Origin of the sequence: Achromobacter sp. K91, assembly GCF_003576205.1 — a bacterium.
Taxonomy (GTDB): Bacteria; Pseudomonadota; Gammaproteobacteria; order Burkholderiales; family Burkholderiaceae_B; genus Achromobacter; species Achromobacter aegrifaciens.
The window spans coordinates 20,763-46,971 of the sequence record NZ_QWFB01000022.1 but is presented as its reverse complement, the minus strand read 5'-3'; the positions used below and the strand labels follow the sequence as shown (position 1 = coordinate 46,971).

At 64.7% G+C, this 26,209-nt stretch carries 24 protein-coding genes and 1 tRNA gene; 16 read left to right on the top strand and 9 right to left on the bottom strand.

Annotated features, from left to right (window positions below; translation table 11 throughout):
* Positions 1-40 precede the first annotated feature (40 nt).
* Both hmgA (DXK93_RS05990) and fahA (DXK93_RS05985) read left to right on the top strand, forming a co-directional pair.
* Positions 41-1,339, top strand: a complete 1,299-nt coding sequence (hmgA, locus tag DXK93_RS05990; protein ID WP_054451958.1) for a homogentisate 1,2-dioxygenase — start codon at positions 41-43, stop codon at positions 1,337-1,339.
* 124 nt (positions 1,340-1,463) lie between these two features.
* Positions 1,464-2,780 carry a fumarylacetoacetase gene (gene fahA / locus DXK93_RS05985; RefSeq protein WP_119449630.1) on the top strand — a complete coding sequence of 439 codons (1,317 nt, stop codon included), beginning with the start codon at positions 1,464-1,466 and terminating at the stop codon, positions 2,778-2,780.
* A gap of 7 nt (positions 2,781-2,787) precedes the next feature.
* On the opposite strand, the gene DXK93_RS05980 is transcribed toward fahA (DXK93_RS05985), so the two are convergent.
* Complete coding sequence (locus DXK93_RS05980; RefSeq protein ID WP_199728280.1) at positions 2,788-3,804, bottom strand: acyltransferase; 1,017 nt, start codon at positions 3,802-3,804, stop codon at positions 2,788-2,790.
* A gap of 258 nt (positions 3,805-4,062) precedes the next feature.
* On the opposite strand from DXK93_RS05980, the gene DXK93_RS05975 reads away from it, so the two are divergent.
* On the top strand, positions 4,063-5,079 hold the full coding sequence (locus DXK93_RS05975) for an acyltransferase (protein ID WP_199728280.1): 1,017 nt from the start codon (positions 4,063-4,065) through the stop codon (positions 5,077-5,079).
* A 7-nt stretch (positions 5,080-5,086) separates the two neighbouring features.
* Here the strand turns inward: DXK93_RS05975 and fahA (DXK93_RS05970) are convergent, their stop codons facing one another.
* Positions 5,087-6,403 carry a fumarylacetoacetase gene (fahA, locus tag DXK93_RS05970; protein ID WP_119449630.1) on the bottom strand — a complete coding sequence of 439 codons (1,317 nt, stop codon included), beginning with the start codon at positions 6,401-6,403 and terminating at the stop codon, positions 5,087-5,089.
* A gap of 124 nt (positions 6,404-6,527) precedes the next feature.
* Positions 6,528-7,826, bottom strand: a complete 1,299-nt coding sequence (gene hmgA, locus DXK93_RS05965) for a homogentisate 1,2-dioxygenase (protein WP_054451958.1) — start codon at positions 7,824-7,826, stop codon at positions 6,528-6,530.
* Positions 7,827-7,991: 165 nt separating this feature from the next.
* Here hmgA (DXK93_RS05965) and DXK93_RS05960 point away from each other — a divergent pair, with 165 nt between their 5' ends.
* Entirely contained in the window at positions 7,992-8,900 is a 909-nt protein-coding gene (locus DXK93_RS05960; protein WP_054451957.1) for a LysR family transcriptional regulator, read from the top strand.
* A gap of 6 nt (positions 8,901-8,906) precedes the next feature.
* Here the strand turns inward: DXK93_RS05960 and DXK93_RS05955 are convergent, their stop codons facing one another.
* From DXK93_RS05955 to mutM, 4 genes are all read right to left on the bottom strand, one after another.
* Positions 8,907-9,101, bottom strand: a complete 195-nt coding sequence (locus DXK93_RS05955; protein WP_054451956.1) for a DUF2783 domain-containing protein — start codon at positions 9,099-9,101, stop codon at positions 8,907-8,909.
* A gap of 19 nt (positions 9,102-9,120) precedes the next feature.
* Positions 9,121-10,791 (bottom strand): FAD-dependent oxidoreductase, encoded by a 1,671-nt coding sequence (locus DXK93_RS05950; protein ID WP_119449628.1) that lies wholly within the window; start codon positions 10,789-10,791, stop codon positions 9,121-9,123.
* Between the two features lie 109 nt (positions 10,792-10,900).
* Positions 10,901-11,854 (bottom strand): MBL fold metallo-hydrolase, encoded by a 954-nt coding sequence (locus DXK93_RS05945; RefSeq protein WP_119449627.1) that lies wholly within the window; start codon positions 11,852-11,854, stop codon positions 10,901-10,903.
* Between the two features lie 139 nt (positions 11,855-11,993).
* A complete protein-coding gene (gene mutM, locus DXK93_RS05940) occupies positions 11,994-12,821 on the bottom strand; it encodes a bifunctional DNA-formamidopyrimidine glycosylase/DNA-(apurinic or apyrimidinic site) lyase (RefSeq protein WP_054451953.1) in 828 nt (275 codons plus the stop codon).
* Here mutM and DXK93_RS05935 point away from each other — a divergent pair.
* The 10 genes from DXK93_RS05935 (at position 12,820) to DXK93_RS05890 (ending at position 21,509) form a co-directional block, all read left to right on the top strand.
* Complete coding sequence (locus DXK93_RS05935; RefSeq protein ID WP_119449626.1) at positions 12,820-14,706, top strand: lipopolysaccharide assembly protein LapB; 1,887 nt, start codon at positions 12,820-12,822, stop codon at positions 14,704-14,706. The genes mutM and DXK93_RS05935 overlap by 2 nt on opposite strands.
* 53 nt (positions 14,707-14,759) lie before the next feature.
* Complete coding sequence (gene lolB, locus DXK93_RS05930; RefSeq protein WP_119449635.1) at positions 14,760-15,302, top strand: lipoprotein insertase outer membrane protein LolB; 543 nt, start codon at positions 14,760-14,762, stop codon at positions 15,300-15,302.
* A 77-nt stretch (positions 15,303-15,379) separates the two neighbouring features.
* Complete coding sequence (gene ispE / locus DXK93_RS05925) at positions 15,380-16,291, top strand: 4-(cytidine 5'-diphospho)-2-C-methyl-D-erythritol kinase (protein WP_082400801.1); 912 nt, start codon at positions 15,380-15,382, stop codon at positions 16,289-16,291.
* A 1-nt stretch (position 16,292) separates the two neighbouring features.
* Positions 16,293-16,369 (top strand) — tRNA-Gln (locus tag DXK93_RS05920).
* A 140-nt stretch (positions 16,370-16,509) separates the two neighbouring features.
* Complete coding sequence (locus tag DXK93_RS05915) at positions 16,510-17,460, top strand: ribose-phosphate pyrophosphokinase (protein WP_006227587.1); 951 nt, start codon at positions 16,510-16,512, stop codon at positions 17,458-17,460.
* Between the two features lie 147 nt (positions 17,461-17,607).
* Positions 17,608-18,222: a 50S ribosomal protein L25/general stress protein Ctc gene (locus DXK93_RS05910; RefSeq protein WP_042797362.1), complete on the top strand. Its 615-nt coding sequence runs from the start codon at positions 17,608-17,610 to the stop codon at positions 18,220-18,222.
* A gap of 98 nt (positions 18,223-18,320) precedes the next feature.
* On the top strand, positions 18,321-18,917 hold the full coding sequence (gene pth / locus DXK93_RS05905; RefSeq protein WP_054451950.1) for an aminoacyl-tRNA hydrolase: 597 nt from the start codon (positions 18,321-18,323) through the stop codon (positions 18,915-18,917).
* Positions 18,917-19,702, top strand: coding sequence for a type II CAAX prenyl endopeptidase Rce1 family protein (locus tag DXK93_RS05900; protein WP_119449625.1), 786 nt, complete (start codon positions 18,917-18,919; stop codon positions 19,700-19,702). The genes pth and DXK93_RS05900 overlap by 1 nt, the downstream gene beginning before the upstream one ends.
* A 97-nt stretch (positions 19,703-19,799) precedes the next feature.
* A complete protein-coding gene (gene ychF / locus DXK93_RS05895; protein WP_054451948.1) occupies positions 19,800-20,891 on the top strand; it encodes a redox-regulated ATPase YchF in 1,092 nt (363 codons plus the stop codon).
* 222 nt (positions 20,892-21,113) lie between these two features.
* Positions 21,114-21,509: an Arm DNA-binding domain-containing protein gene (locus tag DXK93_RS05890; RefSeq protein ID WP_233564516.1), complete on the top strand. Its 396-nt coding sequence runs from the start codon at positions 21,114-21,116 to the stop codon at positions 21,507-21,509.
* A 40-nt stretch (positions 21,510-21,549) separates the two neighbouring features.
* On the opposite strand, the gene DXK93_RS05885 is transcribed toward DXK93_RS05890, so the two are convergent.
* Positions 21,550-21,852: a hypothetical protein gene (locus tag DXK93_RS05885; RefSeq protein WP_119449624.1), complete on the bottom strand. Its 303-nt coding sequence runs from the start codon at positions 21,850-21,852 to the stop codon at positions 21,550-21,552.
* A gap of 110 nt (positions 21,853-21,962) precedes the next feature.
* The gene (locus tag DXK93_RS31800) at positions 21,963-22,181 is read right to left on the bottom strand and encodes a hypothetical protein (protein WP_147400223.1); all 219 of its coding nucleotides are present in this window, start codon (positions 22,179-22,181) and stop codon (positions 21,963-21,965) included.
* A gap of 110 nt (positions 22,182-22,291) precedes the next feature.
* Between DXK93_RS31800 and DXK93_RS05880 the strand changes: the two genes are divergently transcribed.
* On the top strand, positions 22,292-23,050 hold the full coding sequence (locus tag DXK93_RS05880; RefSeq protein ID WP_054451946.1) for a hypothetical protein: 759 nt from the start codon (positions 22,292-22,294) through the stop codon (positions 23,048-23,050).
* A gap of 311 nt (positions 23,051-23,361) precedes the next feature.
* Positions 23,362-26,166, top strand: coding sequence for a glycoside hydrolase family 19 protein (locus DXK93_RS05870; protein WP_199728279.1), 2,805 nt, complete (start codon positions 23,362-23,364; stop codon positions 26,164-26,166).
* Positions 26,167-26,209: the final 43 nt, after the last annotated feature.

Sequence of the window (26,209 nt, the reverse complement as noted above, 5' to 3'; positions counted from 1 at the left end):
CCGCGCGGCCAAGCACCGCGCCGCCGCTCAGGAGGAATCCATGGAACTGCAATACCAGACCGGCTTCGGCAACAGTTGCGCTACCGAAGCCCTGCCCGGCGCGCTGCCGCTGGGCCGCAACTCGCCGCAGCAATGCCCCTACGGCCTGTACGCCGAGCAGTTGTCCGGCACCGCCTTCACCGCGCCGCGCAGCGAAAACCGCCGCTCCTGGCTCTACCGCATCCGTCCCGGCGCGCAGCACAAGCCGTTCGAGGCCTTTGACGGCGCCGCCGGCTGGCAAAGCACCTTCGGCCAAGGTCCCGTCACGCCCAATCAGTTGCGCTGGAGCCCGTTGCCCATCCCCGCCGCCCCCACCGACTTCCTGGAAGGCGTGAAGACCTGGGGCGGCAACGGCGGCCCCGACGAACTCAGCGGCGTAGGCATCCACCTGTATGCGGCCAACCGTTCGATGCAAGGGCGCTACTTCTACAACGCCGACGGCGAACTGCTGCTGGTGCCGCAGGAAGGCCGCCTGCGCCTGGCCACGGAGCTGGGCCTGATCGACCTGGAACCGCTGGAAATCGCCGTCATCCCGCGCGGTGTGCGCTTCCGCGTTGAACTGCTGGACGGCAACGCGCGCGGCTACATGCTGGAAAACTTCGGCGCGGCCATGCGCCTGCCGGAGCTGGGCCCCATCGGCTCGAACTGCCTGGCCAATGCCCGCGACTTCAAGACCCCGGTGGCCTGGTACGAAGACCTCGAAGGCGACTTCGAACTCATCGCCAAGTTCACGGGCGGCTTCTGGCGCGCTTCCATCGACCATTCGCCGTTGAACGTGGTGGCCTGGCACGGCACGCACGCGCCGTACAAGTACGACCTGCGCAACTTCAACACCGTCGGCTCCATCAGCTACGACCATCCGGATCCCTCGATCTTCACGGTGCTGACCGCGCCGTCGGACACCCCGGGAACGGCCAACATGGATTTTGCGATCTTCCCGCCGCGCATCCTGGCCATGGAGAACACCTTCCGTCCGCCCTGGTTCCACCGCAACATCGCCAGCGAATTCATGGGGCTGATCCAGGGCGTCTACGACGCCAAGGCCGACGGTTTCGCGCCGGGCGGCGCCAGCCTGCACAACTGCATGAGCGGCCACGGCCCCGACGCCGAGACTTTCGAAAAGGCCTCGCACGCCGATACCAGCAAGGCCCACTACATCCGCGACACGATGGCCTTCATGTTCGAGACGCGGCGCGTCATCCGCCCCACGGAGCAGGCGCTGGCCTCGGTAGAATTGCAAGGCGACTACTACCGGTGCTGGCAGGGCATCGCCAAGCATTTCGACCCCAGCAAGGCGTGACGCGCAGGCCTTCTGCCATCCACGCCCGCGGCGATGAGCGCAAGCTCATCGCCGCTTGGCATTTGTAATTCCCGGCGCCTGACGCCCGGCCACCGCATAACCACACTGAAAGAGACACGCAGCCATGACCACCATCAACGAAACCCACGACCCGTCCCTGAAGAGCTGGATCGCCAGCGCCAACACCGGCGAGTCGGATTTCCCGGTGCAGAACCTGCCCTATGCCACCTTCCGCCGCAAGGGTTCGACGGAGTCGTTCCGCCCCGGCGTGGCCATCGGCGACCAGATCCTGGACCTGGCCGCGCTGGCCGCCAAACAGCCCTTCGAGGGCCTGGCAGCAGAAGCCCTGGCCGCGTGCGCCACGGACAGCCTGAACGCCCTGATGGCCCTGGGCCAGGCCCACTGGAGCGCCCTGCGCCTGGCGCTGTCGCGCGCATTGCGCGAAGGCGCTGCCCTGCGCGGCACGGTCGAGCCCCTGCTCGTCGCGCAAGCCGACGCCGAATACACCACGCCCGCCCGCATCGGCGACTACACCGACTTCTACATCTCGGTGCACCACGCCACCGCCGTGGGCAAGCAATTCCGCCCCGACAATCCCCTGTTGCCGAACTACAAGTGGGTGCCCATCGGCTACCACGGCCGCGCCTCCAGCATCGGCGTGGACCAGAAGTTCCCCCGCCCCGTCGGCCAGACCCGTCCCGCCAATGAAGGCGAAGCGCCGCAGTTCGGCCCCTGCGCCCGCCTGGATTACGAATTGGAGCTGGGCATCTTCGTCGGCACCGGCAACGCCCAGGGCGACCGCATCCCCCTGGCCGACGCCGAATCGCACGTGTTCGGCCTGTGCATCCTGAACGACTGGTCGGCGCGCGACATCCAGGCCTGGGAATACCAGCCCCTGGGCCCCTTCCTGGCCAAGAACTTCGCCTCCACGATCTCGCCCTGGGTCGTCACCATGGAAGCGCTGGAACCGTTCCGCACGCAGTGGATGCGCGGCCCGTCCGAACCGCAGCCCCTGCCCTACCTGGCATCCGATGCGAACCGCGCCAAGGGCGCCTTCGACGTGCAGATGGAAGTCCTGCTGACCACCGAAAAATCGCGCGCCGACAAGCAGCCGCCGGCCTTCCTGTCGCGCAGCAACTTCCGCGATGCCTACTGGAACGTGGCGCAGCTGATCGCCCACCACACCGTCAACGGCTGCAACCTGCAACCCGGCGACATGCTGGGCACCGGCACCCTGTCCGGCCCGCAACCTTCGGAAGCCGGCTCGCTGCTGGAACTGTGCAACGGCGGCAAGAATCCCATCGACCTGCCTTGGGGCGAAAAGCGCACCTTCCTGCAGGATGGCGACCAGGTCATCATCCGCGCCGAATGCGTGAAGGCAGGCTATCCGCGCATCGGCTTCGGCGCCTGCTCCGGCACCGTGCTGCCCGCCCGCGCCTGATCCGCGCCTAGTCCGCGCCGGCGCCCGCCCTGGCGGGCGCCGTCAACGCCTCGATCTCATCGTCCTTGGCCTGCCACTGCTGGCCCAGCCAGTGGTGAAAGGTCGTACGGAACGTCTTGTCGCCGGAATAGTTGCCTTCGCAAAACTCCGGCGGCACCGGCAACTGCCGCATGCGCACCAGCACCTGCCCCGCACGACCGCAGGCCAGATCCCAGAAGCTGGGCGCACCATCCGGATAGACGATCGTCACGTCTATCATCGAACGAAACCGCTTGCCCATCGCATTCAACGCCACCGCCAGTCCGCCCGCCTTGGGCTTGAGCAGATGCCGATACGGCGATCCTTGCGCAGCGCGCTTGGCAGGACTGAAACGCGTCCCTTCAGCAAATACCATCACGCTGGTCGGCACCAGCGAGAACTTCGCGCAGGCCCGCCGCGCAGTCTCCTGGTCCTGCCGCCCCAAATCCGGATTGCGGCGCAACGCCGCCTTGCCGTGGCGCTTCATGAACGGAAAATCCAGCGCCCACCACGCCAGCCCGATCACCGGCACATAGATCAGCTGCTGCTTCAGGAAGAACTTCAGCAACGGAATACGCCGGTTCAGCGACTGTTGCAACACGAAGATATCCACCCAGGACTGGTGATTGCAGTTCACCAGATACCAGTCCGCATAGCGCAGGCCGTCATTGCCCTGCACATCCCAGGGCACATCCTGGATCCGCGCCAGCCATCCGGCGTTGCAGGACACCCAGGCCGTGGCAATGCCGTTGAGCACGGGATCGACACCCCGCCTGACCGCCGCGAATGGCAGCAGCAGCTTCAACAAGGCCAGCGGGAACAGCAGCAGGCACCAGAACACCGTGTTGAGCGCCAGCCAGACGGTGCTGATAACGCCCGTCACCCAGGCGAAACGTCCACGCGGCAATGGCAACACGCGACGGCGCGCAGGCGCGCGAGCACTGGATTTGTTTGATTGGGCAGGCGCAGCGCGGCCAGCCCCGGAAGACGATTCAGGAAAAGTCATGCGCCAGTTTCCTACCTTCAGCAAAAACTCGACTTGCGCAGAATCAAGCCACGATCAGCGCACAGCGCACAGCGCCACCACCCACGGCAACACAGCGCAAGACACCGCGTATGCTCGATCAGGCCGCCCGGGCGGCCTGATCGAGCATACGCGGTGTCTTGCGCTGTGTTGCCGTGGGTGGTGGCGCTGTGCGCTGTGCGCTGATCGTGGCTTGATTCTGCGCAAGTCGAGTTTTTGCTGAAGGTAGGAAACTGGCGCATGACTTTTCCTGAATCGTCTTCCGGGGCTGGCCGCGCTGCGCCTGCCCAATCAAACAAATCCAGTGCTCGCGCGCCTGCGCGCCGTCGCGTGTTGCCATTGCCGCGTGGACGTTTCGCCTGGGTGACGGGCGTTATCAGCACCGTCTGGCTGGCGCTCAACACGGTGTTCTGGTGCCTGCTGCTGTTCCCGCTGGCCTTGTTGAAGCTGCTGCTGCCATTCGCGGCGGTCAGGCGGGGTGTCGATCCCGTGCTCAACGGCATTGCCACGGCCTGGGTGTCCTGCAACGCCGGATGGCTGGCGCGGATCCAGGATGTGCCCTGGGATGTGCAGGGCAATGACGGCCTGCGCTATGCGGACTGGTATCTGGTGAACTGCAATCACCAGTCCTGGGTGGATATCTTCGTGTTGCAACAGTCGCTGAACCGGCGTATTCCGTTGCTGAAGTTCTTCCTGAAGCAGCAGCTGATCTATGTGCCGGTGATCGGGCTGGCGTGGTGGGCGCTGGATTTTCCGTTCATGAAGCGCCACGGCAAGGCGGCGTTGCGCCGCAATCCGGATTTGGGGCGGCAGGACCAGGAGACTGCGCGGCGGGCCTGCGCGAAGTTCTCGCTGGTGCCGACCAGCGTGATGGTATTTGCTGAAGGGACGCGTTTCAGTCCTGCCAAGCGCGCTGCGCAAGGATCGCCGTATCGGCATCTGCTCAAGCCCAAGGCGGGCGGACTGGCGGTGGCGTTGAATGCGATGGGCAAGCGGTTTCGTTCGATGATAGACGTGACGATCGTCTATCCGGATGGTGCGCCCAGCTTCTGGGATCTGGCCTGCGGTCGTGCGGGGCAGGTGCTGGTGCGCATGCGGCAGTTGCCGGTGCCGCCGGAGTTTTGCGAAGGCAACTATTCCGGCGACAAGACGTTCCGTACGACCTTTCACCACTGGCTGGGCCAGCAGTGGCAGGCCAAGGACGATGAGATCGAGGCGTTGACGGCGCCCGCCAGGGCGGGCGCCGGCGCGGACTAGGCGCGGATCAGGCGCGGGCGGGCAGCACGGTGCCGGAGCAGGCGCCGAAGCCGATGCGCGGATAGCCTGCCTTCACGCATTCGGCGCGGATGATGACCTGGTCGCCATCCTGCAGGAAGGTGCGCTTTTCGCCCCAAGGCAGGTCGATGGGATTCTTGCCGCCGTTGCACAGTTCCAGCAGCGAGCCGGCTTCCGAAGGTTGCGGGCCGGACAGGGTGCCGGTGCCCAGCATGTCGCCGGGTTGCAGGTTGCAGCCGTTGACGGTGTGGTGGGCGATCAGCTGCGCCACGTTCCAGTAGGCATCGCGGAAGTTGCTGCGCGACAGGAAGGCCGGCGGCTGCTTGTCGGCGCGCGATTTTTCGGTGGTCAGCAGGACTTCCATCTGCACGTCGAAGGCGCCCTTGGCGCGGTTCGCATCGGATGCCAGGTAGGGCAGGGGCTGCGGTTCGGACGGGCCGCGCATCCACTGCGTGCGGAACGGTTCCAGCGCTTCCATGGTGACGACCCAGGGCGAGATCGTGGAGGCGAAGTTCTTGGCCAGGAAGGGGCCCAGGGGCTGGTATTCCCAGGCCTGGATGTCGCGCGCCGACCAGTCGTTCAGGATGCACAGGCCGAACACGTGCGATTCGGCGTCGGCCAGGGGGATGCGGTCGCCCTGGGCGTTGCCGGTGCCGACGAAGATGCCCAGCTCCAATTCGTAATCCAGGCGGGCGCAGGGGCCGAACTGCGGCGCTTCGCCTTCATTGGCGGGACGGGTCTGGCCGACGGGGCGGGGGAACTTCTGGTCCACGCCGATGCTGGAGGCGCGGCCGTGGTAGCCGATGGGCACCCACTTGTAGTTCGGCAACAGGGGATTGTCGGGGCGGAATTGCTTGCCCACGGCGGTGGCGTGGTGCACCGAGATGTAGAAGTCGGTGTAGTCGCCGATGCGGGCGGGCGTGGTGTATTCGGCGTCGGCTTGCGCGACGAGCAGGGGCTCGACCGTGCCGCGCAGGGCAGCGCCTTCGCGCAATGCGCGCGACAGCGCCAGGCGCAGGGCGCTCCAGTGGGCCTGGCCCAGGGCCATCAGGGCGTTCAGGCTGTCCGTGGCGCACGCGGCCAGGGCTTCTGCTGCCAGGCCCTCGAAGGGCTGTTTGGCGGCCAGCGCGGCCAGGTCCAGGATCTGGTCGCCGATGGCCACGCCGGGGCGGAACGACTCCGTCGAACCCTTGCGGCGGAAGGTGGCATAGGGCAGGTTCTGCACCGGGAAATCCGACTCGCCGGTGTTGGCGCTGGCGATCCAGCTCTTCAGGGACGGGTCGTGGGTTTCGTTGATGGTGGTCATGGCTGCGTGTCTCTTTCAGTGTGGTTATGCGGTGGCCGGGCGTCAGGCGCCGGGAATTACAAATGCCAAGCGGCGATGAGCTTGCGCTCATCGCCGCGGGCGTGGATGGCAGAAGGCCTGCGCGTCACGCCTTGCTGGGGTCGAAATGCTTGGCGATGCCCTGCCAGCACCGGTAGTAGTCGCCTTGCAATTCTACCGAGGCCAGCGCCTGCTCCGTGGGGCGGATGACGCGCCGCGTCTCGAACATGAAGGCCATCGTGTCGCGGATGTAGTGGGCCTTGCTGGTATCGGCGTGCGAGGCCTTTTCGAAAGTCTCGGCGTCGGGGCCGTGGCCGCTCATGCAGTTGTGCAGGCTGGCGCCGCCCGGCGCGAAACCGTCGGCCTTGGCGTCGTAGACGCCCTGGATCAGCCCCATGAATTCGCTGGCGATGTTGCGGTGGAACCAGGGCGGACGGAAGGTGTTCTCCATGGCCAGGATGCGCGGCGGGAAGATCGCAAAATCCATGTTGGCCGTTCCCGGGGTGTCCGACGGCGCGGTCAGCACCGTGAAGATCGAGGGATCCGGATGGTCGTAGCTGATGGAGCCGACGGTGTTGAAGTTGCGCAGGTCGTACTTGTACGGCGCGTGCGTGCCGTGCCAGGCCACCACGTTCAACGGCGAATGGTCGATGGAAGCGCGCCAGAAGCCGCCCGTGAACTTGGCGATGAGTTCGAAGTCGCCTTCGAGGTCTTCGTACCAGGCCACCGGGGTCTTGAAGTCGCGGGCATTGGCCAGGCAGTTCGAGCCGATGGGGCCCAGCTCCGGCAGGCGCATGGCCGCGCCGAAGTTTTCCAGCATGTAGCCGCGCGCGTTGCCGTCCAGCAGTTCAACGCGGAAGCGCACACCGCGCGGGATGACGGCGATTTCCAGCGGTTCCAGGTCGATCAGGCCCAGCTCCGTGGCCAGGCGCAGGCGGCCTTCCTGCGGCACCAGCAGCAGTTCGCCGTCGGCGTTGTAGAAGTAGCGCCCTTGCATCGAACGGTTGGCCGCATACAGGTGGATGCCTACGCCGCTGAGTTCGTCGGGGCCGCCGTTGCCGCCCCAGGTCTTCACGCCTTCCAGGAAGTCGGTGGGGGCGGCGGGGATGGGCAACGGGCTCCAGCGCAACTGATTGGGCGTGACGGGACCTTGGCCGAAGGTGCTTTGCCAGCCGGCGGCGCCGTCAAAGGCCTCGAACGGCTTGTGCTGCGCGCCGGGACGGATGCGGTAGAGCCAGGAGCGGCGGTTTTCGCTGCGCGGCGCGGTGAAGGCGGTGCCGGACAACTGCTCGGCGTACAGGCCGTAGGGGCATTGCTGCGGCGAGTTGCGGCCCAGCGGCAGCGCGCCGGGCAGGGCTTCGGTAGCGCAACTGTTGCCGAAGCCGGTCTGGTATTGCAGTTCCATGGATTCCTCCTGAGCGGCGGCGCGGTGCTTGGCCGCGCGGCCTGGTGCGGGTGGCTCGTGCGGAAGGTTTCCGGAGCCCATATGGCATTGTCGGAAAAAATCCCCGCTACGGCTATGGGAATGCAAAAATAGAGACTATAAATTTTGTGAATAGTAGGGGGGCGTATGGCCGAGCTGCGCGATGTCGATCTGAATCTGCTGCTGTTGTTCCAGCATCTGCTGGAGGACCGCAATCTGTCGGCCGTGGCGCGGCGCATGGACCTGTCGCAACCCGCGGTCAGCAACGCGCTGCGCCGCCTGCGCGAAGCATTCGGCGACGATCTGTTCGTGCGCACGGCGCAGGGCATGCTGCCCACGCCGCGCGCGCAGCGCCTGGCGGGCCCAGTCAGCGAGGCGTTGACCATGTTGTCGCAGGCCCTAAAAGACCAGGACGTCTTCGATGCCGCCACCAGCACCCGCCGCTTCCGGGTGGCGATGACGGACGTGGGCGAGATCCACTTCATGCCGCGCCTGATGGAAGTCTGCGTGCAGGTGGCGCCGCAGGTGCGCATCGATTCGGTGCGGGTGCAGGGACCGGATCTGCCTCGGGAAATGGAGGCCGGGCGGGTGGATCTGGCGATCGGCGCATTCGATGAAATGGGGGCGGGTACGCTACAGCGCATGCTGTTCCGCCAGGGCTATGCGACCCTGTTCCGGCAGGCGCATCCGACGGCGCACGCCGGCATGAGCCTCAAGGCCTTCCGGGCCGAGCGCCACCTCATCGTGTCGCGCGCGGCGCCCTATGGGCAGGTCAACCAGTCCATGGAACGCGCCGGCGTCGATCTGGCCGAGCATTTCAGCGTGCCGCATTTTTCGGCCGTGCCCTACATCGTCAGCGCGACCGACCTGCTGGCCACCGTGCCCGAAAAACTTGCCGCCAGCGCCGCGCCGCCATTCGGCCTGCGCTACATGACGCCGCCGATAAGAGTGCCGGCGCTGCAGACCAACATGTACTGGCAGCGCCGGGTGGACCGCGACAGCGGCAACCAATGGCTGCGCGCGTTGATCGTCAATGCGTTCGCGGTCGGGGCGTGAAGGGAACTACGGCGCCACGGACGCCCGCGCTTGCCGCAGCGCCTCGCGCAGCACTTCCATGTCGCCCAAGTGGTTGGCCAGCAACAGGATCAGCGCCGCGTTGAGCTCCTGGCTTTGCTCGTTGGTGAGGTCGCGGTGGGTCTCGATCAGCGCTTCGTAGAAGTCGTCAGGCGAGACCAGGTTGGTTTCGGTAATCAGCATGATGGAGTGATCTCGAAGTTCAGGCCCGGCCCGTGGCGCGGCTGACGGCCGCGGTGACGGCGTCGGCGTCGAAGGCGCGCCAGCGGGCGGTGATGTGCTGGTCGGGGCGGATCAGGTAGGCCGTGCCGGCTTGCGCGTCATAGCGCTTGCCCAGGCAGCCTTCGCGGTCCGTGACGGACGCCAGCTCCTTGGGCAGCGCGGACAGATCGCATTGCGGGCTGGCGACCAGCACGGCCTTGACCGGCACAGGCGCCATGCGCAGCGCCTGGAGGGCAAGCAGCGTGTTGCGGTCGGGCAGGGCGTCGCCACAGAAGAACGCCAGCACGAATTCACCGTCCAATTGCGCCAGCCACCAATCTTGCGCGTTCACGGGCGCGTCCAGCGCCACCGCGCCCGGCACCATGCGGCCGCTGAAGGCGTCGGTGTCCGGCGTGTTCAGCGGCGAACCGGCGTAGGTCGCGGGCAGCGACAGGCGGCCGCTGTTGACCAGCGAGCGCGCAAACGGATGGGTCTTGGCCAGGTTCAGCACCGCGTTGCGGAAATTGCGGCTGATGTCGCTCTTGGGCGTGATGAAGTCGGTGGCGCGCGATGAATTCAGGATGTTCTCGTCGGCGGCGTATTCGCGTTCGACGGCGTAGCTGTCGATCAGTGTCTCGGGCGCCTGGCCGGCCAGCACCAGCTTCAGTTTCCAGGCCAGGTTCTCCGCGTCCTGCACGCCGCTGTTGGCGCCGCGGGCGCCGAACGGCGATACGCGGTGCGCGGAGTCGCCGGCGAAGACGACACGGCCGTGGCGGAACTTGTCCATGCGTTCGCACGCGAAGGTATAGACGCTGACCCATTCCAGCTCGAAGCGCGCGTCGGGGCCCAGCAGTGCGCGGATGCGCGGCAGCACGTTTTCAGGCTTGACGGCCTCGACCGGGTCGGCGTTCCAGCCCAGCTGGAAGTCGATGCGCCAGACATTGTCGGGCTGGCGGTGCAAGAGCACGGACTGGTTGGGATGGAAGGGCGGGTCGAACCAGAACCAGCGCTCGGTCGGGAAGTCCGCCTGCATCTTGACGTCGGCGATGAGGAAGCGGTCGCGGAAGATGCGGCCGTGGCTTTCCTGGCCAATCAGCTTGCGCACCGGCGAACGCGCGCCGTCGCAGGCGATCAGCCAGTCGGCATGCAAGGCATACGCGCCGTCCGGGGTTTCCACGTTCAGGACCACGCCGTCATCGCGCTGCTCCAGGCCGACAACTTTGTTCTTCCAGCGCAGATCGATGTTGGGCTCCTGGCGCGCCTGCTCGTACAGATAGCCTTCGGCGTAGTACTGCTGCAGGTTGATGAAGGCCGGGCGGCGATGGCCGGGTTCGGGCAGCAGGTCGAAGCGCCAGACTTCCTGCTCACGGAAGAAGACCTTGCCCACGTTCCAGGACACGCCCTTGTCGATCATGCGTTGACCCACGCCCAGGCGGTCCCAGATCTCCAGCGTGCGCTTGGAGAAACAGATGGCGCGGGAGCCGGTCGACAGGCGGAAGTCGTCGTCCAGCACCACCACGCGCACGCCCTGGCGCGCCAGGTCCAGCGCCGTGGTCAGACCGACCGGGCCGGCTCCCACCACCACCACCTGATGGCGCGCCAGCTCGCTGGCGGCCTGGTCGGCGTGTTTTTCATAGGCGAATTCCATCGCCTGAAAGTCGATGTCTCCCACGGTTGTCTCCTGTGTGGGTCATATTGTTTTTATGTCACGAAGCCGCGCGCCGCCTTGCGGCGCGCGATTCCGGTTGGTGCTCGGATGGGCCGTTGGCGGCCCGCCGGGATCAGCCTTCCAGCTGCGCCCACATCTCCAGATCGCGCTTGTCGGTCCAGATGCGCGGGTGGGTGTAGCCGGTGGCCTCGTCATAGGCGCGCGACACGTCGAACGGCATGCAGTGGTCGAAGATCACCCAGTCGCTGTAGCGCGGCTTCATGAAGTCGTAGACCTCGCGGTAGATGGTCTTCAGGTCCTTGCCCTCGGCCACGCCGCGGTTCACCGCGCCGTACAGGTCGGTCAGGAAGGCGCGCGTGCCGGCCAGGCCCTGGCGGACTTCGGTGGCGTTCTTCAGCGCGGGGCCGCGGCCCGGGACCATTTTCTCGGCTTCGAAGCCAGACAGCGCGTCCAGCGTGCTGGGCCAGTCGCGGAAGTAGGCGTCGCCGCAGTAGGGGGTGGACTGGTATTCGACCAGGTCGCCAGCGAACAGGATCTTCTGCTCGGGCAACCAGGCGATGGTGTCGCCCTTGGTGTGGCCGCGGCCCACTTGCAGCAGCTTGACTTCCAGGTTGCCCAGGTTGACCGTCATTTCGCCCTTGAACGTCATCGTCGGCCAGACCAGGCCCGGCGGAATCGATTCGGCATTGCGGAACAGGCGGGGGAAGCGGCCGATTTCGCTGGCCTTGTCCTGTTCGCCGCGTTCGGCGATCAGGTCGTAGGTGTCGCGGCTGGCCAGGATTTCCTGGGCGTTGTAGGCCGACGCGCCGAACACGCGCACGGCGTGGTAATGCGACAGCAGGATGTACTTGATGGGCTTGTCAGTGACTTCGCGGATGCGGCGGATCACGTCCTGTGCCATGACAGGGGTGGCCTGGGTGTCGACCACCATGACGGCCTCGTCGCCGATGATCACGCCCGTGTTGGGATCGCCTTCGGCCGTGTAGGCATAGGCGTTGTCGGACAGTTTTTCGAACGAGACGACCTTGTCGTCCAGGTCGGCGTGCGAGGCGAATTGCTTGCTCATGGAGGCTCCTTCCACTTTTATAGGAATACGGTGTGTGGAAGGAATATAGCTTGACGTTAGTTTTCGTGCAATACGTTTGCTATAAACAAATGGTCTTGTTTTTACAGGGATTTCCCGTGGATTTCCGGGGCGGCAGCGGTCAATTCCTTTGGCATTTCGGGCAATAGTAGGTGGCGCGCTGGCCTTGGACGATGCGCCGTATCGGGGTGGCGCAGACGCGGCAGGGCAGACCCTCGCGTTCGTAGACGGCGGCGTGGATCTCGAAGTAGGCGCCTGGTTCGCCGGTGGCTCCGACGTAGTCCCGCAGTGTGCTGCCGCCGGAGGTCAGGGCATCGGCCAGGGTGGCGCGCACCATGTCGGCCAGGCGCTCGCAGCGGGCGGGCGACAGTTTGTTGGCTGGCGTCTTGGGATTGATTCGGGCGCGGAACAGGCTTTCCGACGCATAGATATTGCCCACGCCCACCACCGCCATGCCGGCCAGCAGCACCTGCTTGATGGCGGCGCTGTGGTTCTTGAAATGGCGGTGCAGCCAGGCGCCGTCGAACCGTGGATCGAAGGGTTCGATGCCCAGCTTGGCCAGCAGGGGGTGGGCTTCGATGGGGCCGTCGGATTCGGGGTGCCACAGCACCGCGCCAAAGCGCCGCGGGTCATGCAGGCGCAGCACGGCCTGTTCGAAGATCCATTCGACATGGTCGTGCTTGCGCAGGAATTCACCAGGCGCGACGCTGCGCAGCGACCCCGACATGCCCAGATGCACGATCTGGGTGCCGTGTTCGAATCGCAGCAGCAGGTACTTGCCGCGGCGCGCGCATTCCAGCACGGCGCGGCCAGCGACCAGCGACGGCAGATCCTGCGGGATCGGCCAGCGCATGCGGGATTCGTGGATGACCAGGCGCGTGAGCGTCCGGCCGGTGATGACGGCGTCGATTCCCCGACGCGTGGTTTCGACTTCAGGCAGTTCCGGCATGAGCCAGTGTAAGATCATTAATTGCGTGTACGAAGATTGTGCCATCAACCGGACGGGCCGCGTGAAGTCGTCTTTCAAACCTATAAACATCGGGATCGCCGCGCTAGCGCTTGCGCTGGCAGCAATACTGACCCCGCCGGCCCAGGCCGCCGACAGCCGGACGCGCGATGCGACCGGGCCCAGGATGGCGCCCCAGAGCCGCCACCCTGAAACCGAAGTCATACGGCTGCGCCCCGGGCAGTTGCCCTATGTCTCGCTGACCGCGGACATTTTTTATCGCGTGCTCGCCTCCGAGATCGCCGCGCAGCGCGGCATGTACGGTTCCGCGGCTACCACCATGCTGGGCCTGGCGCGGGATACCGGCGATCCACGCCTGGCTCGCCGCGCCCTCGAATTCCAACTGGCCGGCGGCAACCTGCCCGGCGCCCTGGACGCCGCGCGGGTCTGGGCGCGCCTGTCTCCCAACGACGTGGAGGCCAGTTCCACCGAGCTGGCGCTGGCCGCCGCCAACGGCCAGACCAAGGGCCTGTCGCAGGCCCTGCGCAACCGCATCGATTCCTCGCGCGACAAGCCGGCCGCCATCGGCCAGGCCCTGGCCGTGCTGAGCCGCCTGAACGACCGCCGCCTCGCCCTGCGCATCCTCGACGAATCCCTGAGCGACAGCGTGCGCAAGCTGCCGGCAGCGCACCTGGCGCTGGCTGACGTGGCTTCCGCCTCGGGCGACTACACCCGTGCCGCGCAGGAGTCGCGCGCGGCCCTGGCGGCGGATCCCAAGTCGGAACCCGCGGCCCTGCGCGTGCTGGAATACGGCTACAAAGTGGACCCGCAGCGCGCGCAGGCCGAGGCGCGCGCCTATATCGCCCGCAATCCCAACGCCCGCAAGGTGCGCCTGATGCTGGCCGGCCAGTTGGCCGACAGCGGCGACTACAACGGCGCGCTGGCTGAATTGCAGGCCATGTCGCGCCGTTCGCCGGAAGATTTCGACCTCCTGTTCATGCAGGCGCAACTGGCCTACAAGGCCGGGCAATTGCCGCAGGCCAAGAGCCTGTTGCAACAGTATCTGGACGTGCAGCAGCAACGCCAGCGCGCGACCGTCCCGGGCGCAACCGATGCCGGCGCCGCCGCGGCCGACGCCCATGTCTTGCTGGCCCGCATCGCCGAAGACCAGGGCCATTACGACGACGCCATTGCTGAACTGGGCCGTATCGACGATCCGACGCTGCGCTACTCGGTGCGCATGCGCCAGGCCGCCTTGCGCGCCAAGAGCGGTCGCATTGACGACGCGCTGGCCATGATCGACGCCGCCGGCCCGCAGGACGAGGAAGAGCGTACGCTCGGCGTATTGACCAAGGCCCAGATCCTGCGCGACGCCGACCGCGTGCAGCAGGCGGTGTCGGTATTGGAAGCGGCCGATCAGGCGCTGCCCGACACGGTCGAGATCAAGTACGAACTGGCCATGCTGTACGAACGCCAGAACCGTCTGGCCGACCTCGAACGCATGCTGCGCCAGGTCATCGCGCTGGACCCTGATCATGCGCATGCCTACAACGCGCTGGGCTACACGCTGGCCGATCACAACCAGCGCCTGCCCGAGGCCCTGGATCTGATCACGCAAGCGCTGGAGCTCGCGCCCAACGATCCGTTCATCCTCGACAGCATGGGCTGGGTCAAGTACCGCATGGGCGATTCCGCAGCTGCCGCCGACTACCTGCGGCGCGCCTACAGCGTGCGTCCGGAAGCAGATATCGCAGCCCACCTGGCCGAGGTTCTCTGGACCCAGGGCAAGCGCGACCAGGCCGTCGAGTTGCTGCGCGCCGCGGTGGCCAAGGATCCCAAGAACAAGACTGTTCAGGACGTGGCCAAGCGCCTGGGGATCAGCCTGTGACCGCAGTGTTTCAACGTGCGCTCGGCGCCGCCGCGCCGCTGCGCTGGTTCCTGATGGCAATGCTGGCGGCGACGCTGGCGGCCTGCACCACGCCCAAACCGATCGAAGGCGCCAGCGCCGACGCGTTTTCGCGCATCGGCCGCTTCGCCATTACCGTCAACGAGGAAAGCGGCAAGCAGAACGCCGTGCAGGGCGGCTTCTCGTGGTCGGACGATGGCCGCCAGTATGTGCTGGACCTGACCAACCCGCTGGGTTCGACCGAGGCTCGGGTGGAAGGACGGCCCGGCGCGGCCAGCCTGACCAAGGCCGACGGCACCCGCCTGGTCGCCGACAATCCCGATGCCCTGGCCGCGGAAGCGCTGGGCAGCAGCATGCCCGTGTCCGGGCTGCGTGACTGGCTGCGGGGCAAGCTGGCGGCCACGCCCGAAGCGACCGAAGTGTCGCGCGACGAACTGGGTCGCCTGGCGGCTTTTGAGCAGGGCGGCTGGCGCGCGCGGCTCTCACGTTACGACACGCTAGGTCCCCAATTGCTGGTGTTGGAACGCCAGGAGCCGGGCCGGCGCATTATGCTGCGTCTGGTCGTCAATCAGCCTTGAATGGCGGGCCGTCTTGGCCCGGAATCAGCGGTCGCCCGGTAAAATCGGGCGACCGCTTTTTTTTTGTTTGTTCAGCCGTGACTCTCTACGACGTACCCGCTCCCGCCAAGCTCAATCTGTTCCTGCACGTCGTAGGCCGGCGCGCCGACGGCTATCACCTGCTGCAAACCGCCTTCCGCTTTATCGACCTGTGCGACACCTTGCATTTCGATGTGCGCGCCGACGGCGTCATCAGCCGCGCCACGGAGCTGCCTGGCGTGCCCGAAGAGCAGGATCTGACCCTGCGCGCGGCGCATGCGCTGCAGCGGGCCACGGGTACGAAGCAGGGCGTGCAGATCGGCCTGGAAAAGCGCATCCCGCAAGGCGGCGGCCTGGGCGGCGGCTCCAGCGATGCGGCATCCGTGCTGATCGCGCTGAACAAGTTGTGGAATACCGGGCTGTCGCGGCGCGAACTCATGGAGCTGGCCTTGCCTCTGGGCGCCGATGTGCCCGTGTTTGTCTTCGGTCAATCCGCATTCGCCCAGGGTGTAGGCGAAGACCTGACGGCGGTGACGCTGCCGGATCGTGCATATCTGGTGGCGCAGCCGGACGCCAGCGTGCCCACGCCACAAATATTTTCCGCACCTGATTTGACAAGAGATTCTTCTTCCATCACAATAGCGGTCTTTCTTGCTTCGCCTACTTCCCGCTTCGGCAGGAATGATTTGGAGCCGGTGGTCTACCGCCTTTACCCAGAAGTGCTTGGGGCATCGCGGTGGCTTGCTGAGCAGGAGGTCCTTCGTGGAACTCCAGTTCGCATGTCGGGATCTGGCGCGTGTTTATTCGCCGAATTTTCCGAACTCTCCGAAGCCGTTTTGGCAGAAGCAGAAATATCCGCTATAATGCGCGGCGCTGATAAAACATTCAGCCAAACGCATCCACGGTTTCGGTTAGTGCAGGCATGTACTGGGTTAGCTGAACATCCGTTGCGGAATTGGATTGCAAGATAGTTGGGGAGTCGCCAAGCTGGTTAAGGCACCGGATTTTGATTCCGGCATGCGAAGGTTCGAATCCTTCCTCCCCAGCCAACCGAATACATAAAAAAGCTGTTGAACACGCCTGTAAGACACTGGCCCGGGTTCAGCAGCTTTTTTATTTTCCGGGTCCGCTGGTGCATTACCTCGCATCATCTCGTTAGTGTCTTAAAACGACCATCGCATCATCCATCATGGCAAACGATAGCTTCATGATTTTCACGGGCACCGCCAATACTCGGCTGGCCGTGGACGTAGTCAACCACCTCGATATGTCCCTGGGCAAGATGACCGTCGGTCGCTTCTCGGACGGCGAAGTGATGGTCGAGATCAACGAGAATGTGCGCGGCAAGGACGTCTTCGTCCTGCAGCCCACCTGTGCCCCCACCAACGACAACCTGATGGAAATCATGGTGATGGTCGATGCCTTGCGCCGCGCTTCCGCTGGCCGCATCACCGCCGCCATTCCCTATTTCGGCTATGCCCGCCAGGACCGCCGCCCGCGCTCGGCGCGCGTGGCCATCTCGGCGAAGGTCGTGGCCAACATGCTGCAAGTGGCTGGCGTCGACCGCGTCCTGACGATGGACCTGCACGCCGACCAGATCCAGGGTTTCTTCGATATCCCCGTGGACAACATCTACGCGGGTCCGATCCTGCTGGGCGACATCTGGCGCCGCAATTTCTCGAACCTGGTCGTCGTGTCCCCGGACATCGGCGGCGTGGTGCGGGCCCGCGCGCTGGCCAAACAGCTGGAAGCCGATCTGGCCATCATCGACAAGCGCCGTCCGCGCGCCAACGTGTCGGAAGTGATGAACATCATCGGTGAAGTCGACGGCCGCACCTGCATCATCATGGACGACATGGTCGACACCGCCGGCACGCTGTGCAAGGCGGCCCAGGCCCTGAAGGACCGCGGCGCCGGCGCCGTTTACGCCTATTGCACGCACCCCGTGCTGTCGGGCGGCGCCATCGACCGCATCGAAGCGTCGGAACTGGACGAACTGGTCGTCACCGACACCATTCCGCTCTCCGAGCAAGGCCAGGCCAGCGGCAAGATCCGCCAGCTGTCGTGCGCCGCGCTGCTGGGCGAGACCATCCTGCGTATCTCGAACGCGGAATCGGTCAGCTCGCTGTTCGTCGATTAAGACGTAGCGGCCCTCGGACGGGTAGTCCGGATACAGAGTTTTGCGCCTTGCTGGTCGCGGCAAGGCGCAACAAACACGGCGCGCATTTCGCGTGCCGTGCACTAATCGGCGAAGTCTCTTCGCCATTTATTGTTTTTGGAGTTTTCCATGAAATTCAATGCCACTGCGCGTAGCGTCCAGGGTTCGAGTGCGAGCCGCCGCCTGCGCCGCGCGGGCCGCGTTCCCGCCATCGTTTATGGCGGTACGGCTGCCCCCCTGAACATCGAACTCGACCACAACGAGATCTACCACGCCCTGCGCAAGGAAGAATTCCACGCGTCGATCCTGCAAATGGCGCTGGAAGGCGCAGCCAAGGAAGAGCAAGTCCTGCTGCGTTCGGTTCAATGGCACGCCTACAAGCCGCAAGTCCTGCACGTGGACTTCCAGCGCGTGGACGCCAACCAGGCCCTGCACACCAAGGTCCCGTTCCACTTCATCAACGCTGAAGTCTCGCCGGCCGTGAAGCTGGGCGGCGCCATCATCAGCCACGTCCTGACCGAACTGGAAATCACCTGCCTGCCGGCAGCGCTGCCCCAGTTCATCGAAGTGGACCTGAAGGACCTGCTGCCTGGCGCTTCGGTCCACCTGGCCGACATCAAGCTGCCCAAGGGCGTGACGTACGTGCCCCACGGCGGTGACGCCAACCCGCTGCTGGCCGCCACGGCCGTGGTCAAGGGCGGCGCTGCCGCCGACGAAGGCGCTGCCGAAGCTCCGGCCGCCTAAGTTCTGCCGGAAAGCCCTCGGGCTTTCCACGGCTGGTACCCGAAACCCTGCGTGTGCATTTGCATGCGCAGGGTTTTTTGGTTTAAACACCCCCCATCATGTCTACTCCTATACGCCTCATCGTCGGACTGGGTAATCCTGGCCCTGACTACGAAACGACCCGGCATAACGCCGGCTTCTGGCTGGCCGACCATCTGGCGGACGACTTGCGCGCTTCTTTTGCGCTGGAGAAGTCCTTTTTCGGAATGGTGGCCAAGTCCCGTCTGGGCGCCGACAACGTGCTGCTGTTGAAGCCCAATACCTACATGAATCGTTCCGGCCAGGCGGTGGGCGCGTTGGCTCGTTTCTACAAGCTTGTGCCCGAGCAGGTGCTGGTGCTGCACGACGAGTTGGACCTGATGCCCGGTCAGGTGAAACTGAAGCAGGGCGGCGGGCACGCCGGCCACAATGGCTTGAAGGACATCCAGGCGGCCTTGGGCAGCCCCAACTTCTGGCGCCTGCGCATCGGCATCGGCCATCCCCGCACGCTGGGCCTGGCCCAGCAGGTGGCGGACTTCGTGCTGCATCCGCCGCGCCGCGAGGAACAGAAAGAGATCGAAGCGGTGATCGACCGGTGTCGCGCGGTCGTGCCGGCGATGCTGGCCGGAGATTTTCCCCTGGCGACACGCCAACTCCACAGCGGCAACGAGGCCTGATGACGGACCAGCGGCAATCGGCTTCGCTATCTGGCGGAAAACTTCGCTTTCGCAGCGAAGTTGCGGATTTCTGGCGCTTCATCCGGCACCCGCATCCGGCTTCGCGCCTGCCGGGCCGCGCGTCCGCGAGCGGGCTGGTGGCCGACTGGTGGCCGGGCCTGGGGCCTGGACGCCTGCTGGCCTGGGCCGCGCTGCTGTGGGCCGTGAACCTGTTCGCACTGGGGCCGGTGGCGGTGGCCGCCGCCGGGCTCGGCGGCGTTACGCATCGGCTCGATCCCGCCAACATCCCCTGGCTGACCGCCGTCATCTGGGCGCCGCTGGTGGAAGAGATACTGTTCCGCTATGGCCTGCGCCGTCCAAGACAGGCGCTATGGCTGATCCCGGCGATGGTGCCCGTGGTGCTGTGGGGGCCCAAGGTCTGGACCGGCCTGCTGCTGGCTGCATTCGTCATCCTGGCCTGCTGGGGCGCGCGCCAGCGCCCCGAACCGCTACGAGGCTGGGACACCGCCTGGCGGCGCTATTACTTGCAGCATTTCGGCCTGGTGTTCCACCTGGTCGCGCTGACCTTTGCCGCGGTGCACCTGACCAACTTCGTCTACGGCAAGACGCCATACTGGCTGCTGCCCCTGCTGGTGCTGCCGCAATGGCTCACGGGCCTCGTGCTGGGCTGGATGCGCGTGCGCCGCGGAATCGGCGCAGCCATATTGCTGCATTCCGCTTTCAACGCCGGCCCCATTTTGATGATCTGGATCATCATGCGCTGGGTTCCCGCCGCCGCAGCCTGACCGGGGCCGCAACGGCGGCCCGGCCGGCGGGGCCTGAGCGCCCAGCCGGGGTAAACTAGAACGTTAACGATCAATACCGTACTTACACAGGATTCCCATGGCTCTGCAATGCGGCATCGTCGGCCTGCCCAACGTAGGCAAATCGACCCTCTTCAACGCTCTGACCCGCGCCGGCATCGCCGCCGAGAACTATCCGTTCTGCACCATCGAACCCAACGTCGGTGTGGTCGAAGTGCCGGATCAGCGTCTGCAGAAGCTGGCTGAAATCGTCAAGCCCGAACGCATCCTTTCCGCCACCGTCGAATTCGTCGACATCGCGGGCCTGGTCGCCGGCGCGAGCAAAGGCGAAGGCCTGGGCAACCAGTTCCTCTCGCACATCCGCGAAACCGACGCCATCGTCAACGTGGTGCGCTGCTTCGAAGATCCCAACGTGATCCACGTGGCCGGCAAGGTCGATCCCATCGCCGACATCGAAGTCATCGAAACCGAACTGGCCCTGGCCGACCTGCAGACCGCTGAAAAGGCCCTGCAACGCCACCAGAAGACCGCGCGTTCGGGCGACAAGGAATCGCAGCGCATCGTGGCCGTGCTGGAAAAGTGCGTGGCCCAGCTGAACGAAGCCAAGCCGATCCGTGCGCTGGACCTCTCCACCGAGGAAAAGGCCGACATCGCCCAGCTCTGCTTCATCACCGCCAAGCGCGCGATGTACGTGGGCAACGTGGCGGACGACGGCTTCACCAACAATCCGCTGCTCGACCGCCTGACCGAATTCGCCGCCGCGCGCAACGCGCCCGTGGTCGCCATCTGCGCCGCCATTGAATCCGAGATCGTCGACCTCGACGACGCCGACCGTCAGGCCTTCCTGTCGGACATGGGCATGGAAGAGCCCGGCCTGAACCGCCTGATCCGCGCCGCCTTCAAGCTGCTGGGCCTGCAGACCTACTTCACCGCCGGCGTGAAGGAAGTGCGCGCCTGGACCGTGCCGATCGGCGCCACCGCGCCCCAGGCCGCTGGCGTCATCCACACCGACTTCGAACGCGGCTTCATCCGCGCCCAGACCATCTCCTATGACGACTACATCACCTACAAGGGTGAGCAGGGCGCCAAGGAAGCGGGCAAGATGCGCGCGGAAGGCAAGGAATACATCGTGCAGGATGGGGACGTGATGAACTTCTTGTTCAACGTCTGATTCGAGCAAGCCATTTCAGACGATTTCACCTGCTTGCAGGTGCATCACCTGAAACGACGCAAAGCCCCGTGGATACGGGGCTTTTTCATTTCAGCTCGTTGCATGCAACGACACTTGATAGCGCTGCGCAAGTGAATACGGGCGTATATATGGATCTTGCACCAGGTCGATGAAGGTGTATGCGATGAAGCCCTGAGGACGAACAGGAGACCTTCACGATGCGTGACAGACGCCCAGTGTCGAGCCTCCAAGCCTAGAGAAGGCATCTACCGCCTCAATGACTACAAGGGGCTGTACCTAGAAATCAAACTCAACGGCATCAAGGCTTGGCGCTATCGCTTCAAGCTCAATGACAAGGCCTCTTGGCTCGCGCTTGGCGACTACCCCAGCGTGACGCTCGGCGAGGCCAGAGCGAAGTGCGAGGCGGCGCGGAAGCTGGTCAGGGAGGGCATCAATCCCGTCCAGAATCGCCAGATCGAACGCATCAAGCGCGAGCAGGACTCAGCGAACACATTCGAGACCATCGCCAAGGAGTGGCTGGCCCTGAAAGAGTGGGAGGAAGTGACCAAGAAGCGGAGACTCGACATGCTGGAGCGCGTGGTCTTGCTCGGCAAATGAACGCAGTTGGCGGTCTCGTTCGCCCGTCCCACGCTTGATCTCACGCGCCTGCTGAAGCAACGCGGCCTGCGCTGGCGGCCCGGCCCCAAACGAGCGAGTCCAGACGGGGTCCGGCAACGTGCTCCCAGAATCGGTCCTGAAAGGCGCGCATTGCCGTGTTGTAGGCAAGGCGCTGTTCCTTGGGTGTTTGAGCGTCCTTTGCCGCGCGGAAGCCGGGGTGCAAGTGCTTGACGTTGCCACCGTCAGGATTGACGACACAGAAGTGGAGGTGCGCGTGCACCTCATCGGTGTGCTCGGCCACGGACCGGAGGTGCTCACCGAATTCGGTTTGCAGCCACTCCAAGGTGCTTTGCCTCCAGTAGCTGTACTCAATGCGATTTCATGGTCTTTCGTGAAATTCGGTGAAATTGTGGAAGTACCTGAAAAGCCGCGCAAATGCGCGGCTTTTTGGTTTCAGCGAGGAGCTTGGTCGTTCAGTGCCGCCGAGCCGGATATGAGCATGTCATCGAGTACGCAACTTTGATGCGCCTCGCCGAACTTCGCCGGCCAGTTACGGCCGTTGGCATGCGGCCGCTCGCCGCCTGCCGCCTTGAAAAATAGGGACCGCATGATTCTGGACAGTGCCAACGGCGAACTCAACACCGTCATCGCCCAGCGCTTGAGGCTGACCACGGTCTCCGCGGAAAAGGGTGTGGTTCCGCGACTAGACACCTGGCGATGCCCGCCGTAGCATGCATGGAATCCAACGAACACGTACGGACCCACCCTGTGAGGTCGCTGAGATGGATACCCAAGGCACTCCCCGATCATGGCTCGACCGCATCGTTGCGGGCGTGGGTGTTTTGGGGACGCTTGTAACCATCGTACTGACGATCTGGAATGCGCAGACCAAGCAACAGATTGACCAGCGCGAGGCGGATTTGAGGATTCAGACTGCGGCGCTGGATGCCGAGCTTCGGCGACGCAGCACTAGCGTTGAAGAGTCCAAGGAACGCGTGGAGCGCTACAAGTGGGTCTACAGTCTCGTTCCCGAGCTGAGCGTTCAAGACGGGGCCAAGCGCAATGCTGCACTTGCCATGGTGCGGCTTGCACTTTCCAAAGAAGAGGCGGACGGCTTGCTCGCAGGGCTGCAGCAGTCACCCAACGAGGAGGTCCGCAAAGCCGCTGCGCAAAGTGTCGCGACCATCGCCAAGATTGAAAATGCGGAAATTGTCCGCCTTGTTTCTCAGATGAATGCGCCTGGCGTAGACGAACGCCGCCGCGCCACGGGCAGGCTGCAGAGAGACTTCAACGATTCAGCGGACGCCATTGTCGAGGCTTTGAAGTTGCTGAATAGCGACCAGATCGACAAGCTTTCTCCGAGCGGCTTGATCAATGTGCTTTATTTTCTTTCTCGCACGGACCCCCGTGCCTGGACGCAAGATGCGCGCTCTTTGGCTGGACAGGTTCTGCCGCTTGTCCGCGCGCGCAATGCCGGCCCTCAGACGCAAGCGGAACTGGCCAGAGTAGAGGAAACGCTCAAGGCTGCTGCGCGGCAGTAGCCGATTCGAGCTTCCAAGCAAAATCCGACGATTGGACGGTAGCCGGCAACGCTGGTGATGGGCGGTGCGCTCCGCCTTCACCCGTTGCAGGACCGAACCCTGTGTCCGCCATTTGACGGTCATCCCATGGCAGAACCACGCTCCGGCCAGGTGGCTTTCCTGCTCCATGGTCAAGGAAGGGCCCAATTACCTATGACAAGCTCCGCCTGTGCGCCATACCCAATAGAAGGGATATGCAGCGTGCAAGCGCATGGCTAGCATCGGACGCGAAGATCTACTGACCACCGATGCTGGCTGAGGAAGAGACGAACATGCTGACTGATGCCCAACTCGCGCAGATCATGCGCCATGCATCCCGGCTTCGCCGTGCGCAATGCCTGGAGCCTCTCAACAATGCCATGGCGGCTCACCAGATCGACGTTAATCTGCGGCGGGCGGCCGCCTTTGTGGCGCAGTTGGGCCATGAGTCGGGGGAATTGCAGTTCCTGGAGGAACTTTGGGGGCCGACGGCAGCGCAGAAGCGCTACGAGCCTCCCAGCGATCTGGCCCGCAAACTTGGCAACACGCAGCCGGGCGACGGTCGTCGCTTCAAGGGCCGTGGACCGATCCAGATCACCGGTCGTGCGAACTATGCGCGCTACGGGGAACTGCTGGGGCAGGATCTGGTTGGTCAGCCTGAACTAGCGGCCGACCCTGTGGTGGGTTTCCGGATTGCGGGGCTGTTCTGGGAACGCAATGGGCTCAATGCGCTGGCCGATGCAGGCCTGTTTGACGAGATCACGCGCCGCATCAACGGAGGCCAGAATGGTGCCGATGACCGGCGGCGCCTCTATGCCCTGGCGCTTGACGTCCTGCGTGGCAGCCTGCCCGACGTGGCTGCCGGTCCGGTGCACGCCACCCGGCGCGGCGGGAAGGCGGGCGCGCAGCGCGCGGCGCCCGCGATGGCAGCGGAGGCGTTGACACGGGGCTGGGAGTTGATCGCGGAGGCCGCTTCCTCGGAGCCGACCGATCAGAAAGCAAGCGGCAAACGCCGCCGCGGTCAGGCGAACGCCGCGACCGAAAAGAGGGGAGCAGGCGCTGTTCCTGCGCGGCGGCTCGATGCTCGGCCGGATACCCTGGATTTCCGCGATCAGATGTATACCCCCACGCTGATCGAAGTGCCCTTGCACGTATCGCTGGGTGATTATCTTGAATGCAACGTGCCTATCCTCGATCAGGGGGCCGAAGGGGCATGTACCGGCTATGGCCTGGCCACCGTGGCGCATTACCTGCTGCTGCGCCGGCGCGTGGTACCCGATGCAACGCCGGTAAGTCCACGCATGATGTATGAATTGGCTCGCCGCTATGACGAATGGCCGGGCGAAGACTATTCCGGTTCCAGCGCGCGTGGAGCCATGAAAGGATGGCACAAGCATGGCGTCTGCTCCGAATCGCTCTACCCCAGCGGCGTCGTTAAAGTGGGTAAGAAAGCACTCAAGACTGCCTCCAAGGGCTCTACTGCCGAGGGCGGCCTGAACGACGAGCGCGTGGTCGACGCGCTGCGTCGTCCGCTGGGGGCTTACTTCCGCGTTAACCACAAGGATCTGGTGGCCATGCATTCGGCCATCGCCGAAGTGGGCGTCTTGTACGCAACCTGCACCGTCCATGACGGATGGTCACATGTGGGTGCGGACGGGGTGATCCAGCAGTCGTCCGCCATCCTGGGCGGACATGCCTTTGCCATCGTCGCCTACGACGAGCGTGGTTTCTGGATTCAGAATTCCTGGGGGGGCGACTGGGGCCGTAGCGGCTTCGGTCTGCTGAGCTACGACGACTGGCTGGAGAACGGCACCGACGTCTGGGTGGCCCGCCTGGGCGCGCCAGTCACGCTGCGGCGGGCGGAATCTACCGCGACGGTGCATGCCACCACGGCAGCCCAGTCCGTCAGCTATTCCTACGCCGACCTACGGCCACACATCATCAGCGTGGGCAACAATGGCGCGCTCAAAGCCGGTGGCGATTACGGCAGCACGACTGAGGAACTCCAGCGTGTTTTCGACGAGGATATCCCCCGCGTCACCGGTGATTGGGCGGTGCCGCGGATACTGCTTTATGCCCACGGCGGTTTGGTGGGTGAGCAGGCCGCAGTGCAGCGGCTGGCCGAGTACCGTCCGTTGCTATTGGATGGCGAGGTTTATCCATTGGCCTTTATCTGGCGTTCGGACTATTGGACCACCATCACCAACATCCTGCGCGATGCCGTCAATCGCCGAAAGCCCGAGGGGGGGCTGGACGCCGCCAAGGACTTCATGCTGGACCGCCTGGACGATGCGCTGGAGCCGCTGGCGCGCACGCTCACCGGAAAATCCGCTTGGAGCGAGATGAAGCAGAACGCCCTGGCTGCCAGCGGCAAGGGGGGGGCGGCCGAACAAGTCGCCGACCTGCTGGTGGCTTTGTGTAAACGCCTGCCCGGGCTGGAGGTGCACATGGTCGGTCACAGCGCCGGCTCCATCCTGCTGGCGCCGTTGGTCAGCCTGCTGGGCGAGCGGAAAATCCCCGTAAAGAGTTGCACCCTGTGGGCGCCCGCCTGCCAGGTAGAGCTATTCAAAAAACATTACGAGTCCGCGCTGGAGAAAAAAGGGATCGAAAAGATGGCTATCTTCGCCCTCACGGACAAGGCCGAGCGAGATGACAACTGCGGCCACATCTACAATAAGTCGCTGCTTTACCTGGTTTCCAACGCCTTCGAAGACCCGGCGCGCATTCCACTGTTTCGCGATGGCTGCCCCATCCTGGGCATGGAGCGCTTCATTGACCGGAGGCTGATGCAGCGATTGGGCGTGGATCTGGTGCTGGCGCCTAACACCGAGCCGGATGACTCTCTTTCCGCCTCGGGCGCCACCCATCATGGCGACTTCGACGACGACAAACGCACGATAATGGCCACTTTCCGCCGCATTGCGCAGGCAAGTACCAAGAAGGCAACTTCAAAGGCGGCGGCTGCGGCGAGGGCAAAGACAAAACGCATCGAGGATGGCGAGCAGCCGATGGCGGCGGTGGCGCCCACCTTCAATCGTTCCGAATCCTCCATGCGCGACCAGCGTAAACTCATTGATCTCCGTACGAAGGCACTCTAGCCAGAGGGGCCAGCTGATATGTGAGCGAAGCCGATATCACTTC

Bases quoted from the DNA above. Each gene is read 5' to 3' on its own strand.
- hmgA (WP_054451958.1), top strand. From the start codon at position 41: ATGGAACTGCAATACCAGACCGGCTTCGGCAACAGTTGCGCTACCGAA.
- fahA (WP_119449630.1), top strand. From the start codon at position 1,464: ATGACCACCATCAACGAAACCCACGACCCGTCCCTGAAGAGCTGGATC.
- DXK93_RS05980 (WP_199728280.1), bottom strand. From the start codon at position 3,804: ATGACTTTTCCTGAATCGTCTTCCGGGGCTGGCCGCGCTGCGCCTGCC.
- DXK93_RS05975 (WP_199728280.1), top strand. From the start codon at position 4,063: ATGACTTTTCCTGAATCGTCTTCCGGGGCTGGCCGCGCTGCGCCTGCC.
- fahA (WP_119449630.1), bottom strand. From the start codon at position 6,403: ATGACCACCATCAACGAAACCCACGACCCGTCCCTGAAGAGCTGGATC.
- hmgA (WP_054451958.1), bottom strand. From the start codon at position 7,826: ATGGAACTGCAATACCAGACCGGCTTCGGCAACAGTTGCGCTACCGAA.
- DXK93_RS05960 (WP_054451957.1), top strand. From the start codon at position 7,992: ATGGCCGAGCTGCGCGATGTCGATCTGAATCTGCTGCTGTTGTTCCAG.
- DXK93_RS05955 (WP_054451956.1), bottom strand. From the start codon at position 9,101: ATGCTGATTACCGAAACCAACCTGGTCTCGCCTGACGACTTCTACGAA.
- DXK93_RS05945 (WP_119449627.1), bottom strand. From the start codon at position 11,854: ATGAGCAAGCAATTCGCCTCGCACGCCGACCTGGACGACAAGGTCGTC.
- DXK93_RS05935 (WP_119449626.1), top strand. From the start codon at position 12,820: ATGAGCCAGTGTAAGATCATTAATTGCGTGTACGAAGATTGTGCCATC.
- mutM (WP_054451953.1), bottom strand. From the start codon at position 12,821: ATGCCGGAACTGCCTGAAGTCGAAACCACGCGTCGGGGAATCGACGCC.
- lolB (WP_119449635.1), top strand. From the start codon at position 14,760: ATGGCAATGCTGGCGGCGACGCTGGCGGCCTGCACCACGCCCAAACCG.
- DXK93_RS05915 (WP_006227587.1), top strand. From the start codon at position 16,510: ATGGCAAACGATAGCTTCATGATTTTCACGGGCACCGCCAATACTCGG.
- DXK93_RS05910 (WP_042797362.1), top strand. From the start codon at position 17,608: ATGAAATTCAATGCCACTGCGCGTAGCGTCCAGGGTTCGAGTGCGAGC.
- pth (WP_054451950.1), top strand. From the start codon at position 18,321: ATGTCTACTCCTATACGCCTCATCGTCGGACTGGGTAATCCTGGCCCT.
- DXK93_RS05900 (WP_119449625.1), top strand. From the start codon at position 18,917: ATGACGGACCAGCGGCAATCGGCTTCGCTATCTGGCGGAAAACTTCGC.
- ychF (WP_054451948.1), top strand. From the start codon at position 19,800: ATGGCTCTGCAATGCGGCATCGTCGGCCTGCCCAACGTAGGCAAATCG.
- DXK93_RS05880 (WP_054451946.1), top strand. From the start codon at position 22,292: ATGGATACCCAAGGCACTCCCCGATCATGGCTCGACCGCATCGTTGCG.
- DXK93_RS05870 (WP_199728279.1), top strand. From the start codon at position 23,362: ATGCTGACTGATGCCCAACTCGCGCAGATCATGCGCCATGCATCCCGG.